Raw genomic sequence first — 15,513 nt, 5'->3', positions numbered from 1 at the left:
TATGTGGCTCCCAAGTTTGCTCAAGCGCTCTGGTAACGCAAGTGAACAGGATTCTAGAGAGCGTAAACCTAGAAAAGCAAATAACGCTAAGAAAAAGCCTACCGCAGACGCCAGTTCAGGTGAACTCGCCACGCTGTATGTAGGAAACATTTCTTACAATGCAGACGAAGAGGCCATAAAGGCATTTTTCGCAAAGCACGGCGAAGTAAAATCCGTGCGTTTAATGAAGGATAGGCGTACTGGAAGACGCAAAGGTTTTGGATTTGTTGAAATCAACGCTGGTGAAGAGGAACGCTTTATTTCAAAACTGAATGATGCAGAATTTATGGAGCGAACAATCAAAGTTCGTCCCGCTAAGGATAAAGTTGACTCATAGCATTGATTAAGAATTGACGCGATAGAAGAGGTCGACCATTCGACCCGCTCTATCTAAAGTCTGGGGCTTAATCGCGCCGCATTTATATAAACTTAGCGTTGAACTTGTGGAACCTGTTGATGGCTTGCACTAAATCAGGGACTTGTACATCTTTCATTTGGTTTACTAAGCCGTTAATGATGTCTTGATAGTCTTCTTGCGACGCTAGTTTTTGCTCAATGTTAGCGGACATATCCATTAACTTTGCTACATAAGCTGAAACGAGTTTTGGCGCCTCTACTGCTTGTCCTCGCTCTAGCGTGCCCATTAGCCTTACATTCTCATAGGCATTCGAGACAGAATTCTCCGATGTGGACGCCATCTTAACAAACTGCTCATTTTCATATCCAAGCGCAAGAGCGCTGCTGTACGAGCTCTCAATATTTTGTCGATAGAAAGTATCGATCACTGCGTCGACTTCATTTATTAAGTCGGCTAAATCTCTTCTTTCAGTCGTACTGACAGCTCCCGAAATATTAAAGGAGAGGTTTGACGCTTGGGTGGTGTAAATCTCTAGATCAGATGCTTTACCTTGTTCTTCATTAAAGACACGAGCGCCAAGTTCAATGTCAACTTGCGCACCCGATGGTATCCTCATGAAGAAGCTACTAGTTTGCGCATCCTGTTCAGTACTGCTCGTATTTTGTGAAGCAAAAACTGCGTTAAGGGGTATAGCCTTAACTTCCTCGATCATTTGCGCTTGTTTGCTATTAATAAGCTCTTCCAATGGCTCGCTAATATAATTGCCCAATTCTTTTTTAGCGTTTTCAACACCTAAGGTAATCCCTTCTATCGCTTGCTGCCTGAAGCTTTGCAATTGTTCTTCTGAAGCGCCATTGTTCGCAAATTCGTTCAGTGACTGGGTAACAAAGCCAATCACATTTTTTCGCACCAAATCAATATCAAACTCCATAGGTTTTGAATCGATTTCGGGTTCCTGAAGTTTAAGGGCTAAGTTTCCGCTCTGCGATTGCGTTGCGCCTTCTATGCCTTTGCCTACCGAAAAAGAGAGTACCTTAGCAGCCACACTCTCGTGAGAACCAGTTGCGCTGTATCTATCCGCACTGGGAGCACGCTGGTTTGACTGGCGATTCTGTAAATCGACTACATTGGCTGCGTCTGCTGCTGATAAACGCACTGCTGGAGCATTCATCTCTACCGTATTCATTGTATTACCTCACTATCCTCATCCATGTTATCGGCAAGATAAGATTTTCTTTAATAAATAGTTGGTAATTATATTTTCGCCGTTACAATCGACTCTTCCAATTTCAAATGAGCTGTGTAAACGAAAAATGAATCAAGCGAAAAATGTCTATGCAAGCGAAACTTACTCTGACGAAGACTACGCAATACAGCTCAAAGAAAAGAAAAACCGGCTAATGGATATGCTAAAGCCGTTTTCGACAGAGCACTCTGCACTCTCATTTGATGTACACACCAGTACACCAAAGCATTATCGTATGAGAGCTGAGTTTAGAATCTGGCACGAGGGCGATGAGAGCTATCACATTATGTTTGATCAAGGCACGAAAGCTAAATATCGCGTGGATGCCTTGCCCAGCGCTTGCAAACTCATTAACCATGCAATGATTGAGATGATGAGAGAGGTGAATGCAGATCCAAGCTTGAGGCATAAACTGTTTCAACTTGACTACCTTGCCACGACGTCCAACGAGCTCGTAATTTCGATGCTTTACCATAGACAACTAAACGAAAGCTGGCACGAACAAGTCAATCAGTTACGGAACAAGCTTAAACTTACATTGGGGTTAGAACGATTCAATATCATTGGTAGGGCAAAAAAACAAAAAGTGTGTGTGGACGAAGATTTTGTTTACGAAACGCTATACATCAACGGCAAAGCGTACCGCTTTAAACAAGTAGAAAATAGTTTCACACAGCCCAATGCAACAATTAACGTCCAAATGATTGAATGGGTGCTGAACAAGCTTGGGCATGACACCATGGACTTACTTGAGCTTTATTGTGGAAACGGGAATTTCAGTCTCCCTTTGAGCCAAAGTTTCAGAAAGGTGCTCGCTACAGAAATATCGAAAACCTCTGTTAATGCTGCGCTGGATAATATTGAGGCTAATGGAATTGATAACCTACAAATTGCAAGACTTAGTAGCGAAGAATTTACTCAGGCTTTCAACCAAACGCGCGAATTCAACCGGCTTCGAAATATCGATTTATCAAGCTATGAATTCTCGACCGTTTTAGTTGACCCGCCACGAGCTGGACTTGATGCACAGACCTTGGCTTTGATTCAAGGTTTCGACAAGATTGTTTATATTTCCTGTAACCCCACTACCCTAGCAGATAACTTAAAAGCTCTATTAACGACTCACGAACTAGAGCATACCGCTATGTTCGACCAATTCCCTTTCACACCGCATATTGAAAGTGGCGTTATACTTCGTCGAAAAGTATAAAAATGGCGCTCACTTTTGATAATTTGCAGAGTATTGTAGTGCTCCTAGCTGAACAAAACGTAATTGAATCATGACGCGTTTCGCAATGCCCCTAACCTCACTTGGAGTCGAATCGATTGCCTCGGCACCCGCGCTAAAGACAAGCCTTACCATCGCTTGCGCTTGCAGATGAGATATTTCGGGAGGCAGCGCTAAGTTAGATGAAATATAATCTGATAATTCTTCAGTAAAATATTGAATTTCTCTCATAACCGCAGCTCTAAAGGCTGACGATGTTCCGGTATGCTCGCGCAGTAGTAACCTAAAAACATTTCTGTTTTCCATAATGAACTCCATGAATGTCTGCACGGAAATTTCGATTACGCTACCGCCTTTTTGTATGCGTTGGCGCGCTTTTCGCATTAATTGTCGAAGTGCAAGACCGGACTCGTCGACCAGTGTGAGTCCAAGTTCGTTGATGTCCGCGAAGTGGCGATAGAAGGAAGTAGGCGCAATACCGGCCTCACGAGCAACTTCGCGTAAACTGATAGCAGTAAAACTTTTATTTTCATCTAAAAGAGTAAATGCTGCATCCACAATTTTTTGACGCGTCTGCAGCTTTTGTTGTTGTCGATTCATAGTTTTGGAATTACGTTTTGATGACATCATGACAACATATAACTTGCCTTTAAACAAACGAAAAGTTAAATTAAGCGAACAGTTGTACGCTGAACCAAAGAAGTGAAAATTTAGTGAAGAAACCTCGTATTATCCCCTTAAACATTGCAGTATTTTTAGCCACTACCCTTATTGCTCTCATCGCAACCCCCATCTGGATCATTTTCAACGGTATTGATTCGACCGAGATCATAGTGGCAGTTGCTTTATTCTTTTTCACTGGCATGTCAATTACAGCTGGCTATCATCGGCTCTGGTCACATAAGACCTACGACGCCCACCCTATCGTAAAGGTGTTTTTAGCAATTGGCGGAGCAATGGCAGTGCAAAATAGCATTTTGCACTGGAGTTCAGACCATCGAGTGCATCATCGCTACGTGGATGAAAACGACAAAGACCCTTACTCTGCGAAAAAAGGCTTTTGGTTTTCTCATATTGGTTGGATGTTGAGGGAGTACCAGGCCGAACGATATAGCGATTATCGAAATTGCAAAGACTTGCAAAAAGACAAGGTTGTGATGTGGCAGCACAACCATTATTTAGCCATTGTATTGGGCGCTAATTTTGGCATCACAGCATTGTTAGGTTTTTTAAATGGTGACGTGCTCGGCATGGTATTAATTGCTGGGGTAGCCCGACTCGTTGCAGTGCATCATGTAACGTTTTTCATTAACTCGCTAGCGCATATCTGGGGTTCTCGCCCTTACACAGATTCGAACACCGCTCGTGACAACGGTTTGTTAGCATTTTTTACCTTTGGAGAGGGATATCATAATTATCATCACATATTTGAATATGATTACCGAAACGGGATCCACTGGTGGCAATACGATCCAACGAAGTGGTTGATAAAGGCACTGTCCTGGTTGGGTTTAACGTCGAACTTGCGCACCACACCAGAAGAAAGAATTGAAAAAGCAAAACTTCAAATGCAGTTAAAGAATGCAAAAACCAAGCTGGTCCATTTGCCTAATGCCGATGAAATTGCAGCTGTTGTACAAGCCGAGTATGATTTATTGGTCAGTAGAATGACAGCCTATTACACCGCAAAGAAGCGATTGATGCGCGAAAAACATAGTAATATTAAGGCCTCATATGAAAGTCTTGAACTTGATTTCAAATACAGAGAATTAAAGCAGGCTTTTGCGCTTCAAAAAGAAAAATGGCATTCCATTTATTCCCTTTATTTGGAGCCACAAGTTGCGGCGTAGCGTTAAAGCAAAATACCGAAAACTAAAAAACCCGTGTTTTGCACGGGTTTTTCGTATTAGTTTGTCGCCATTTTACTAATGTTCGACTTTTGCTAGCTGAGCATCTTTGTGAGCAACCACTTTAATATTTAAGGTCTCAGGGTCTATTGTGAGTGACGCCATTGCGTTATCACCGCTTTCAATTTGCTGTGAAAAGTCTTTTTGAGACTGAACAAAAGCGTCGTTCATTTCTATTTTGTTACTCATACACGATGCATTTATCTCAAATGACTTTGCGTCTACGCATGCAAAGCTTGAACTTTCAGGTGCCTTCGATTGAGAGGCTGAAGCACCGAAACATGCTAATACCAGCATTACGGCAATGGGTGACTTCATATCTTTCTCCTTTTATTGATAGTGTTAAGTATAAGTTGGAATAACCAAAATATCAAGATGCATCAGACAAATATTACAGTAGTATGACAATATAATGATAAATAGATGACAAAATATCTTTCTATCTCGCTATCGGCACAATGAGGTAGATTTTAAATCGGAAATGAAGAATAAATTGAAAGTAAAGCACTGCACGAGTTGGATCTCATGCAGATTTAGCTGAAATATAAGTATCTAAATACAAACCTGATATCTATGCGAAATTACCTGCAGGCGCGCTCTAGATACCGTCACCGTCACCGAACTCATGCAGGCCACATTCTCTTTTTAATCCAAAGAAGCGTGTGTCTTGCTCAGACATGCCATCTTCTAGCGCTCGCGTAGTATGCCAGTCACCGATAGATACAAATCCTTTGTCCCAAAGCGGATGATAAGGCAGCTGATTTGCCTGCATGTAAGTATGAAGCCGTTTGTTCGAATAATCCGCTAGGGGGTGAACTTTATAGTGCCCCCCTTGCTTTTTAATAAACGGAATATCTTGGCGGGAATCCGACTGCGAGCGGCGCAATCCAGCAAACCAAGTCTGCGCGTTAAGTTCCTCTATCGCTCTTTGCATTGGCTCGACTTTGTTGAGTTGATTGTACTTTTCAATACCCTCAATACCCTGCTCCCACATTCTGCCATAGCGAGCTTCTTGCCAAGCCCCGCTGATAGGCGCTCGATAAACGTGTAAGTTGAGATTAAGTTTTTCCGTAAGCTCATCAATAAACTGATAGGTTTCAGCAAACAAATATCCTGTATCTGTAAGCACAACTGGGATGTCTGGTGAGGCTTGATTAAGCAAATGAAGCATCACGGAGGACTGCGCACCGAAGCTTGACGAAACGATATGAGAACCCGGTAGATTAGTGAGTGCCCATTCTACTCGCGCTTGCGCGTCCATCGCGGCCAGCATGTGGTTTGCGGACTCCAAATCAACAAACTGAGTAGATAAGGTAGAAGATTCAGCTAAGCTCGGCATAAAAATCTCTCGCAGAATCAACAACAGGCTTCACTATTTCAGCTCGAATGACAAAATCGCCAAAGGATTCCGTCACTTCTCGCTCTTTTGCCCAGCGTTCAATTAACGCGTCAAGAATCTCCATGATCTCTGTATCGCTTATATTCTCGCGATACATACGAGGAATTCTTGTTCCGTTTCTATTGCCACCTAGATGCAAGTTATATTTGTTCGGGCCTTTGCCAACAAGTCCAATTTCAGCCAGCATGGCTCTCCCACAACCATTAGGGCAACCGGTAATTCGATAAATAATGCTCTCGTCTGCGACACCATGTTTTTCGAGCATCGCTTCGATTTCGCTGACCGCGTCAGGAAGATACCTTTCTGCTTCTGCCATCGCTAGCGGACAGGTGGGCAACGACACGCACGCCATAGAATCTTGTCGTTGCTTACTGATGTCTTGTCGCTTTAATCCATATTTTACCGCTAGTGATTCAATCTGCTCTTTCTGATCACTTGGTACGCCAGCGACAATCAAATTTTGATTAGCGGTAAGCCTAAAATCGCCTTTGTGAATTTTCGCAATTTCCCTGCACCCTGTTTTTATGGGCTTATCAGGAAAATCTAGGATCCTACCATTTTCAATGAACAGGGTGAGGTGATGTTTTGAATCAATTCCTTCAACCCAACCGAAGCGGTCGCCTCGTGATGTAAACTCGTAAGGTTTACTTGCTGCAAAAGTGACACCAGCACGCTTCTCAACTTCCTTTTTAAAGGTATCCACGCCAACACGTTCTAGCGTGTACTTGGTCTTCGCATTTTTTCGATTGACTCGGTTTCCCCAATCGCGCTGAGTTGAGACCACCGCAGCTGCAACATCCAGCGTATGCTCAAGCTCAATAAAGCCAAAATCATCAGCCTTGCGAGGGAAGGTTGAGGTATCACCATGAGTCATAGCAAGCCCACCGCCAACGAGAACATTAAAGCCTATAAGCTGGTTGTTTTCGCTAATTGCAACAAAGTTGAGGTCGTTTGCATGGACATCTACATCATTTTGCGGCGGGATAACAACCGTCGTTTTAAACTTACGTGGTAAATAGTTTTTACCTAAAATGGGTTCGTCTTCTTGAGTGGAATCAACTTTTTCGCCATTCAGCCAGATTTCCGCATACGCATTTGTTTTGGGTAATAAATGCTCGCTAATTTTAGCCGCCCAGTTCCACGCTTGTTTGTGTACTTGCGACTCAATTGGGTTGGAGGTACACAAAACGTTTCGATTCACATCGCCGGCTGTGGCAATAGAATCGATACCTGTCGCATTTAGGGTTTGGTGCATCGACTTAATATGGGGTTTCAATACACCATGGAATTGAAAGGTTTGACGAGTAGTAAGGCGAATACTGCCGTAAATTGAGTAGTCTTCAGCGAATTTGTCAATTTCAAGCCATTGCGCTGGGGTGATCACGCCGCCTGGTAGTCGGGCACGAAGCATCACATTATGCAAAGGTTCAAGCTTTTGCTTTATCCGCTCTGCTCTGATATCTCTATCATCTTGTTGATACATACCGTGAAAGCGAATTAACTGGAAGTTATCCGCGGTAAAACCGCCTGTTACATCATCAGCTAGGTCTTGCGTGATAGTACCGCGTAGTAAATTACTCTCTTTCTTAAGGCGTTCGTTATCAGAAAGCTTACCTTCAACCACCAAATTCTTTTCGTTACTCATTAGTATACGTCCTTCTGATACCGTTTTGCTTTACGCAGCTCAAGTAGATATTTTTTGGCATCTTCAGGCGCTTTTTTGCCGTGCTTCTCTATAATTTGCAATAAGGCAGACTCAACGTCTTTTGCCATGCGCATTGCATCTCCACACACATAAAAGTGTGCACCTGACTCTAGCCATTCAAACAACTCGGCACCGTTTTCAAGCATGCGGTCTTGTACATAAATTTTGTTCGCTTGATCACGCGAAAAGGCAAGACTGATCTTACTGAGCAGGCCAGACTTCAAATACCCCTGCCATTCAGTTTGATACAAAAAGTCCTGAGTAAAACTCGGATTGCCAAAAAATAACCAATTGTTACCCGGTGCTTCTTGTGCTTCACGCTCTTGCATAAAGGCTCTAAACGGAGCGATACCCGTACCTGGCCCCACCATAATGATAGGAGTGTTGTTGTCGCTCGGCAGTCTGAAATTATCATTGCTTTCAGCGTAGACTTTAATTTCTCCGCCTTGCTCTAAATGCGTACATAGAAATCCAGACGCACCACCTTGATGTCGAAAACCAAAGGCCTCGTAATCAACATGGGCAACAGTTAAATGCACTTCATCGTCTACCTCTGCCTGACTTGAAGCGATACTGTACAGGCGCGGTGTCAGGGGTCTCAATGCATCCACTAGAGCTTGAGCCGATATATCCGCCGGGAACTGCACGACCACATCAACAATTTGGCGTTCTTCAAGAAACGCCCTTAGCCCTGCTTTATCATTTAAAATTGAAGCAAGCTCTTTACTTTGAGAAGCCTGTTGATAGGCCTTCACAAATCCTGGATAACTTAGCGTAAGCTCTAGCTTTTCTGATAGTGCTTTGGATAAGGGCATTTTATCATCATTGATATTCACTTCGTCTTCAGGATGATTCGAAGTGTGTTTTATCATTGAATCTACGATGCTAGGCGAATTGATAAAATACACCCCTAAAGCATCGCCAGGTTGATAGTTAATCCCAGAATCCTCAAGCGAAATTTCAACATGGCGGATATCTTTTATCGAATCTCGACCCGTTATTTTTAAACTTTCACTCAGTGAGGCAACAAAGGGGTTTTGCTTAGTCCACTTTGCTGTGGATACCGCTTGCGCTACTGCACTTACCCCGATGCTCTGCGCCGCTGCACCTTGATCGTTCGCCATTTCACAACCGAGAATCTCATTTAACTTTTGCGACCAAGCGCTTAGTTCTGCCTCAAATTCCACATCGCAGTCCAAACGCTCAATAAGAGGTTGAGCGCCAGCCTTTTTCAAACGCTCATCGAAGTCTTTACCGGTTTGGCAAAAATACTCGTAGCTGGTATCGCCCAGGGCTACAACTGCATACTTAAGATTCGCGAGTTTTGGTACTTTTTTAGAGGCTAAAAATTCATGAAACTCAACCGCATCATCAGGGGCATCGCCTTCGCCATGTGTACTAACGAACACCACAAGATGGGTTTCATCTTTAACTTTACGTGGCTTGTAGTCGGCCATACTAACAACATTAGTGCTTATTCCTTTCGCTTTTGCAGATTCTGCGTAGGCGATGGCCGAATGCTTTGCATTTCCCGTTTGCGAACCATACATGATGATCAGGGTTGGTTGCTGTCTCTGCGTCTGTGACTGAACTTGCGGCGCACCAGCACTGGCAACACCTGCCTGCGCAATACCGGCTAAATAACCGCTCGCCCATACGAGCTGGTCTTTATTTAAACCCGTCACTGCCGAGTTAATATGAGACAACTGCGCCTCGCTGAGAAGGGATAATGGAACTTTGTCTTGCTGTGAGGACATTAAAAAACCGCTAACTGTAAACTATGCGCACAGATTAGCGGTTTTCTGCAATAGCGTGAAAGAATAAAAACTAATTTTTTATATTCTTTTATGCTGAAAGTTTAGGTGCATATACCTAGAAGTGGAACTGTAGGCCGATAAATGGGCCTTTAAATTCTAGATCAGCAAAAATATCGTCTAAATCTTCCAGTTCAATACTGGTAGCGCGATAACCTGCCTGAATTTCCATATCTATAGCAAGCGTGTCAACGAAATTATAGACAATCGCGGCTTGATATTCGCTAAGCGTATTATCATCAAAAGACAAAAAGCTGCCCTCAACAAATGCACCTAAACCAGTAAGGGGAAGGCCAACCTGAGCTCTAGCGTAGGCCATTGGCACAATGCCGCTGAAAGATTCAAAGCTTGTTTGCTGCGTGTCTTCGTCAACAACCACGAAATCTCCATCTATTTGCTTACCGCTTAGACCCAAGTCCAAACTGACAACATCGTTATCTAACAATTCATAATAAAGAATATAATCAGTGGTGGTTAAATCTGCCGTGGTATCCAGTCTTGAATTGACCGTATATACCTCGTCACCGAAGGTAAAAGTTCCATCTAGCGTAGTGATACCAGAAGTATCTAAGGTGGTCCGCACCACTTTTACGTTAGGCAAGAGGGGAATCGGATGCTCTAGGGCGACGTAGAAGTTTGTGTGTGTTTCATCTTCAAAATTAAAATTGGCAAGCGATTCGTTTTGCGCGAAACCGCCTTCTGTTTCCATGTTCCAACCTTGAACACCTGCGTAGACGCCTAGAAGGGTGTCCGCTTTTGCAGGCATGATGCAAGCCGTGGCAATCGCGCATGCCATTAGCGTTTTTTTCATAATTTATCCCTGATTAAGTAATTCAGATAGTTCTATAAGTGCTGCGTTTGCGCGAGATATGTAATTTGCCATCACTAAGGAATGATTAGCCAAAAATCCAAAACCGTCGCCGTTTAATATAACGGGCGAATAGACAGAATCTTGAGTCGCTTCTAATTCTCTGATGATTTGCTGTAGGCTGACTGTTGCGTTCTTCTTTTGTAACACATCTTCAAAATCAGTCTCGATTGCCTTTAAGAAGTGTAGCAAAGCCCAGCTTGCTCCGCGAGCCTGATAAAAATTATTATCCAGTTTAAACCAGCTGGTTTTATTGATTACGTTTCCTGACTGAGGGGTAGATTGGGTAGCAGCGCTGTCTCCAGCTAAGTCAGTATTAAGCGATTCTGTGCCAACGCTAGCGCTGAGTTGCTGAGACAGACTACCCAGTCGTTTTTCAACTTGTTTTAAGTAATCGCGTAAATTATCCGCTCGCGCATAAAACTGGCTATTGTTTTGGCTAATGTTGCTAAGTTCAGAGCGATAGGCTTTTAGCTCTTCAATCGCTTTTTCATATTCCCCTTCTGATGAGGGTAGCAGCCAACGTTGATGGTCAATACTCACGCTTGTTTGAACTTTGATAAGCTGCGGATTTTCTAATGACTGAGATTGAGAGCGACTCAGGTCTTTGCGCATTGCCAGCGCCAAATCGCGACTCATTTCAAGCGCCCCAAATTCCCAGCTTGGGATATTATCCATCAAAACACCTGGCGGCATGACGTCGTTGGACAAATATCCCCCCGGTTTATTAAGCAAGGTTTCAAGCACAGTAATGAGGGCCGTAGAAGTTGTGTAGCCCGTTACCACACGTTCGCTATGTTGTTCAGCATGCTTAGCAGCAAGTTCGTCTACATCGTAAGTGCTTGGCTCAAATCCCCACCAAAACCCTAACAAAGCAATGATAAGAATAATAATGCCAATGACCACTGAAATACTTTTTGTGCTTATATTCATGATTTTCCTAAAATTGCGACATGCTTGCGTCTATGCTCCTAGTGTACATGGGAGCCTAGCGATATCGCAATAGCAGTATCGCAAGCACGTAAGCAAGCGCGGTAACAAAAGGAAGAAACACGAAGCTTGCCACTGCCGCGCCTCTCACCCACCATGGGTTCACATCAAATTGTTTTGCAAGCCCTGCACATACGCCAGAAATCTTCGCATGTTGTGCATCTCTGAAAAACCGCTTATCGTTTAGAACTGTTTTCATTGTTTACCTCTTTGACTCTCGGCTTTTTAAAGCAAAATCTGTTTTATCTATCTTGATTCGCTGTGTGTACAAGCCCTATCGATTCGTCTTAAATACTTTGGTATTTGATAAAAGCACCAATACTATCGCACTTCCCAAGTAATACAGTACAGGTGATAGGGCCACACTTAATAAATTCATATGCATCAACATTTTCGACTACTCCCTTATCTTTTTGATTTAGCAACGGTGCACTGAGCGGAGTCTTCGTGTTGGAAGCTTAAAAATAGAATTCGCCCTGCGACGTGAAAGGCTTTGCGAAAGCTATGCCATCTTAGATAAATGCAAGTAAAGACATTTTAAATCAATAATTTAGTCTAAAATATTGACCGTAAGAATTTACTGAGTGAAAAAGGTATGAATACTAATATTAGTTTGTTTGACCACTTAAATTAGTGTTTTTGACCAACTAAGTAACCTCAACTCGGGATAAGCGATAGTGCAAATGCATGTTTTAACTATGTATTTATTAAATTATTACCAAGTAGTGATAAAAACGTGAAGTGCAAGGCGCAAAAGTGACGTAATAGTCATTCTATTGCTCGCTTTTGCAACGCAGTAATTCGCGTTTTTAGCGCTACTTGGCGCTGTCGCTTATCCCGAGTTGAGGTTAAGTAATTTCTACAATGGAATTTACGCACTAAAGCGCCTGGCTTGCTCCTGCGCGGCAAGAACCTGATCATAGCCTCTTAATAATAGGTCAGGATCATTGTGTTTGCCGGTGCCGTTCTGACTCAAATACCTTCTCCAAATCTTGCCGCCTGCTTGACCTTGAAATAACCCCAGCATATGCCGAGCAATATGCCACACTCTTGTGCCCCGTAGATGTTGAGCATGAACGTATTCTGTCATCTTTTGGATTACCTGCTCTCGTGTTACAGCGTCGCTTGCGTTAGCCTCATAAAACGTCGAATCAACTTTACTCAAAATAAATGGGTTACTATAAACTTCTCTGCCCATCATGACACCATCGACATGACAAAGGTGTTCGTTTGCATCGCTTAGGGTTTTTATTCCTCCGTTTATGCTCACTGACAAATCTGGATACTGCTGTTTTAGTCGGTACACACGCGGATAGTTTAGAGGCGGAATGTCTCGATTTTCTTTCGGGCTCAGACCTTGAAGCCATGCTTTTCTTGCATGCACAATCACATGTTCAACTTTAGATTGAACCAAGGGCTCAATGAATGTGCTTAAACCTTCATCATCGTCCATATCATCAATGCCTATGCGGCATTTAACCGTCACCGGGATGTCTACCTCTTGATTCATTGCCTCAACACAAGCAGCCACGGTGTGAGGTTGAGCCATCAAACATGCGCCAAAACTTCCATTTTTCACTCTATCGGACGGACAACCCACGTTGATATTTATTTCGTCGTAGCCCTTTGCCTGAGCAATTGCTGCACACCTTGCCATGTCATCAGGCTTGCTTCCACCTAGCTGAAGCACCACCGGATGTTCAGCATTGTCAAAACCCAAATAGTCACCCTTACCATATATAATGGCGCCAGTGGTGACCATTTCGGTGTACAGAACACTTCGTTTTGATAGCAATCGTAGAAAATATCGGCAGTGTTTATCTGTCCAATCCAGCATTGGCGCTACTGAAAATGTATGCTTGTTGATATCGCCACAAACTTTACTGCCAATAAAACTCACCAAAACACTCCGCTAAACCGATTTGTGCGAATTGTAGCGCTTGTCAAAATTGAATAAAACAAGAAAGTATGCATACTTAACCAAATCAAACCGGTGTTCAAACAAACCTTAAAACAATAATAATAAAAGTAAGGAACGAATGAGCCACAAAGAGATAGCATCAACGCAAAATACTTCGCGTGGTGAATCCAGCTTTTTTTCACTCACCAATATCTTATTTGGTATCCATTTTGGTCTTCTAGGTGGCGTGATCAATCTGTATTCCAATGTGAATTTTTTCGGTGATTTCAACTTTTATTTTGGTCAGATTTTTGTTCTGCTTTGCTTGCTTCTTCGCGGTATAAACAGTGCAATTATTGCCGCTGTCGTGTCAGCCCTAGTGCTTGCATTATCGTCACAGGCACCATTCATGTTGATCATTCTTTTGCTTGAAGTGCTTGTGTTAAATAAAGCACTTAAAAGCGCAAGGTCTTTACTTAGCGCTGATGCAGTATTTTGGTTCGTGGTAGGTGCGCCGCTTTATTTTTGCTTTATATCCGTTTCAAGCAACATGGACACGACAGCTAACCTGATGAGCACCTTAATCGCTGCTATTAATGGTGCATTGTGTATTGTGAGCACTTGCGTAATACAGCACATACTTCCTCGCTCACTTATACGCAAAGAATATCAACGCAAACCTGCTTCAATTCTGGCTTTCACTAGCAATACCTTTTATTTGGCAGTTGTCATACTCGCTCTCATTTTAAGCCTTGCACTGGTGAATCAATACGCGCAGTACCAAACATCATTATTAGAGTATCGCCTTGCTAAAATGAGTTCGGCGAACGAGACTCTCCTTAAAAAGGAAAACAACGCAAATGATGCACAACAACATGCACTCAAGCTTAATGACAGCAGCGAGGTGCATGAGCATTATCTACTGATTAACGCCCAATCATCGTCATTGAGCGGCTCAAGTTCAATAGTGGATAGTCAAAGCGCATTTTCTATTGTCGCGGCCTTGAGCAGTGAACAACAAGTCAAAACACACCCATTTTATGAAAACATTGCATTTATCACGCTGGAAGGCGCATCCTATTTTTATCAAAGCAGTGATGCTATAGACAACCTGACCCTTGTTAGCCTGCTTGATGCGCAACCAGAAATAACAAAACTAGCGGTGTTTGTTGCGCAAGCCTTGTCTTTCGCTTTTCTATTGGCCAGCGTTATGTGCGCCTTTGTCAATTTGCTGATTAAAAGAGTCACCCTTCCGATCACCTACTTAGCAGAAACGCGCTTTTTAGGCTTACAAAAACTTGATGAGAATCAGACCTTAATTCAAAGCCAAGAGTCAATGAAGCTTAAAGCGCTTGTGTCTGATGCCAGTACCCTTAAAAATAGCTTCGAGAGAAAACTCGAAGAACAAGTGGACGAGAAAACGAGGGAACTAAAGCAGCTTAATCGTGAGCTGTATTCGCTTGCCCAAAAAGATGGATTGACGCAATTACTCAATCGCACCGGCTTTAATCGTTTTGCACTTCACTCCTATCACAATTGTATGCGCAATCGCATTCCCATGTCTTTGGTGTTGATTGACATCGACCATTTTAAATTGATTAACGACCGTTACGGCCATCCATTCGGTGATCATTGCATCAGCTTGCTCTCGGATATTCTGACGAAACTATTTAAGCGAGAGACTGATATCATTGGACGCTTTGGAGGTGAAGAATTTATTCTGTTGCTCAATGGTGAGCATGTCAATGAGCACTTTGAGCGTGTAAAAGCAGTAAAAAAACTGTTGAGCGATGAAACACTCCAGCATGGTTCAACTGAAGTGACAATGACAGTGAGTGCTGGCATATTGAGTGTCAGTGAAGACTTTTCGATTAGCTTCGAATCAATGATAAAGCGTGCCGATGAACAGCTTTACTTAAGTAAACGCAATGGACGTAATAAAATAAGTGTGATTCAGTTATAGTTGCGTAGTAAACTCTGACGGGGAAACAATTGTTTAATAAGGAGTTAGTCCTTTACAGGCCTCCTTCGTAGTAGTCCTTTGCAGTGAACAAGGCGT

The 15,513-nt window shown here is 42.9% G+C and carries 14 protein-coding genes (1 of these 14 only partly in view); 4 read left to right on the top strand and 10 right to left on the bottom strand.

Annotation, left to right across the window (positions count from 1 at the left end; translation table 11 throughout):
* Positions 1-376 carry the 3' portion of an RNA recognition motif domain-containing protein gene (locus PN836_RS19275; RefSeq protein ID WP_395341513.1) on the top strand. The gene continues 140 nt to the left of window position 1, outside the view, so the window shows 376 of its 516 coding nt (coding positions 141-516); its start codon lies beyond the left edge, outside the window; it ends in the stop codon at positions 374-376.
* A gap of 82 nt (positions 377-458) precedes the next feature.
* On the opposite strand, the gene PN836_RS19270 is transcribed toward PN836_RS19275, so the two are convergent.
* Positions 459-1,583, bottom strand: a complete 1,125-nt coding sequence (locus PN836_RS19270) for a DUF5610 domain-containing protein (RefSeq protein WP_395341511.1) — start codon at positions 1,581-1,583, stop codon at positions 459-461.
* 127 nt (positions 1,584-1,710) lie between these two features.
* On the opposite strand from PN836_RS19270, the gene trmA reads away from it, so the two are divergent.
* Positions 1,711-2,853 carry a tRNA (uridine(54)-C5)-methyltransferase TrmA gene (trmA, locus tag PN836_RS19265; RefSeq protein WP_395341508.1) on the top strand — a complete coding sequence of 381 codons (1,143 nt, stop codon included), beginning with the start codon at positions 1,711-1,713 and terminating at the stop codon, positions 2,851-2,853.
* Between the two features lie 9 nt (positions 2,854-2,862).
* Here the strand turns inward: trmA and fabR are convergent, their stop codons facing one another.
* Complete coding sequence (gene fabR, locus PN836_RS19260) at positions 2,863-3,471, bottom strand: HTH-type transcriptional repressor FabR (RefSeq protein ID WP_395345752.1); 609 nt, start codon at positions 3,469-3,471, stop codon at positions 2,863-2,865.
* A gap of 113 nt (positions 3,472-3,584) precedes the next feature.
* On the opposite strand from fabR, the gene PN836_RS19255 reads away from it, so the two are divergent.
* The gene (locus PN836_RS19255) at positions 3,585-4,721 is read left to right on the top strand and encodes an acyl-CoA desaturase (protein WP_395341506.1); all 1,137 of its coding nucleotides are present in this window, start codon (positions 3,585-3,587) and stop codon (positions 4,719-4,721) included.
* 75 nt (positions 4,722-4,796) lie between these two features.
* Here the strand turns inward: PN836_RS19255 and PN836_RS19250 are convergent, their stop codons facing one another.
* From PN836_RS19250 to dusA, 8 genes are all read right to left on the bottom strand, one after another.
* Positions 4,797-5,096 carry a hypothetical protein gene (locus PN836_RS19250; protein ID WP_395341505.1) on the bottom strand — a complete coding sequence of 100 codons (300 nt, stop codon included), beginning with the start codon at positions 5,094-5,096 and terminating at the stop codon, positions 4,797-4,799.
* A gap of 280 nt (positions 5,097-5,376) precedes the next feature.
* Complete coding sequence (locus PN836_RS19245; RefSeq protein ID WP_395341502.1) at positions 5,377-6,117, bottom strand: phosphoadenylyl-sulfate reductase; 741 nt, start codon at positions 6,115-6,117, stop codon at positions 5,377-5,379.
* Positions 6,101-7,822: an assimilatory sulfite reductase (NADPH) hemoprotein subunit gene (gene cysI / locus PN836_RS19240; protein ID WP_395341499.1), complete on the bottom strand. Its 1,722-nt coding sequence runs from the start codon at positions 7,820-7,822 to the stop codon at positions 6,101-6,103. Before cysI ends, PN836_RS19245 begins: the two co-directional genes overlap by 17 nt.
* The gene (locus PN836_RS19235) at positions 7,822-9,639 is read right to left on the bottom strand and encodes an assimilatory sulfite reductase (NADPH) flavoprotein subunit (protein WP_395341497.1); all 1,818 of its coding nucleotides are present in this window, start codon (positions 9,637-9,639) and stop codon (positions 7,822-7,824) included. The genes cysI and PN836_RS19235 overlap by 1 nt, the downstream gene beginning before the upstream one ends.
* A 115-nt stretch (positions 9,640-9,754) precedes the next feature.
* Complete coding sequence (locus PN836_RS19230) at positions 9,755-10,507, bottom strand: TIGR04219 family outer membrane beta-barrel protein (protein WP_395341496.1); 753 nt, start codon at positions 10,505-10,507, stop codon at positions 9,755-9,757.
* A 3-nt stretch (positions 10,508-10,510) separates the two neighbouring features.
* Positions 10,511-11,497, bottom strand: a complete 987-nt coding sequence (locus tag PN836_RS19225) for a DUF2333 family protein (protein ID WP_395341494.1) — start codon at positions 11,495-11,497, stop codon at positions 10,511-10,513.
* A gap of 55 nt (positions 11,498-11,552) precedes the next feature.
* Positions 11,553-11,753 carry a PspC domain-containing protein gene (locus PN836_RS19220; RefSeq protein ID WP_395341490.1) on the bottom strand — a complete coding sequence of 67 codons (201 nt, stop codon included), beginning with the start codon at positions 11,751-11,753 and terminating at the stop codon, positions 11,553-11,555.
* Positions 11,754-12,425: 672 nt separating this feature from the next.
* A complete protein-coding gene (gene dusA, locus PN836_RS19215; protein WP_395345750.1) occupies positions 12,426-13,391 on the bottom strand; it encodes a tRNA dihydrouridine(20/20a) synthase DusA in 966 nt (321 codons plus the stop codon).
* Positions 13,392-13,593: 202 nt separating this feature from the next.
* On the opposite strand from dusA, the gene PN836_RS19210 reads away from it, so the two are divergent.
* Positions 13,594-15,417: a GGDEF domain-containing protein gene (locus PN836_RS19210; protein ID WP_395341489.1), complete on the top strand. Its 1,824-nt coding sequence runs from the start codon at positions 13,594-13,596 to the stop codon at positions 15,415-15,417.
* Positions 15,418-15,513 lie beyond the last annotated feature (96 nt).

It is taken from the genome of Ningiella algicola (assembly GCF_028401415.2).
GTDB lineage: Bacteria > Pseudomonadota > Gammaproteobacteria > Enterobacterales > Alteromonadaceae > Glaciecola.
The sequence above is the reverse complement of the archived record's forward strand: the minus strand, read 5'-3'. Positions and strand labels throughout refer to the sequence as shown.

Excerpts from the sequence above, each read along its gene's own strand:
- dusA (WP_395345750.1), bottom strand. The coding sequence starts at position 13,391 with ATGCTGGATTGGACAGATAAACACTGCCGATATTTTCTACGATTGCTA.
- PN836_RS19210 (WP_395341489.1), top strand. The coding sequence starts at position 13,594 with ATGAGCCACAAAGAGATAGCATCAACGCAAAATACTTCGCGTGGTGAA.
- PN836_RS19225 (WP_395341494.1), bottom strand. The coding sequence starts at position 11,497 with ATGAATATAAGCACAAAAAGTATTTCAGTGGTCATTGGCATTATTATT.
- PN836_RS19230 (WP_395341496.1), bottom strand. The coding sequence starts at position 10,507 with ATGAAAAAAACGCTAATGGCATGCGCGATTGCCACGGCTTGCATCATG.
- PN836_RS19270 (WP_395341511.1), bottom strand. The coding sequence starts at position 1,583 with ATGAATACGGTAGAGATGAATGCTCCAGCAGTGCGTTTATCAGCAGCA.
- trmA (WP_395341508.1), top strand. The coding sequence starts at position 1,711 with ATGAATCAAGCGAAAAATGTCTATGCAAGCGAAACTTACTCTGACGAA.
- PN836_RS19245 (WP_395341502.1), bottom strand. The coding sequence starts at position 6,117 with ATGCCGAGCTTAGCTGAATCTTCTACCTTATCTACTCAGTTTGTTGAT.
- cysI (WP_395341499.1), bottom strand. The coding sequence starts at position 7,822 with ATGAGTAACGAAAAGAATTTGGTGGTTGAAGGTAAGCTTTCTGATAAC.
- PN836_RS19235 (WP_395341497.1), bottom strand. The coding sequence starts at position 9,639 with ATGTCCTCACAGCAAGACAAAGTTCCATTATCCCTTCTCAGCGAGGCG.
- PN836_RS19220 (WP_395341490.1), bottom strand. The coding sequence starts at position 11,753 with ATGAAAACAGTTCTAAACGATAAGCGGTTTTTCAGAGATGCACAACAT.
- fabR (WP_395345752.1), bottom strand. The coding sequence starts at position 3,471 with ATGAATCGACAACAACAAAAGCTGCAGACGCGTCAAAAAATTGTGGAT.
- PN836_RS19250 (WP_395341505.1), bottom strand. The coding sequence starts at position 5,096 with ATGAAGTCACCCATTGCCGTAATGCTGGTATTAGCATGTTTCGGTGCT.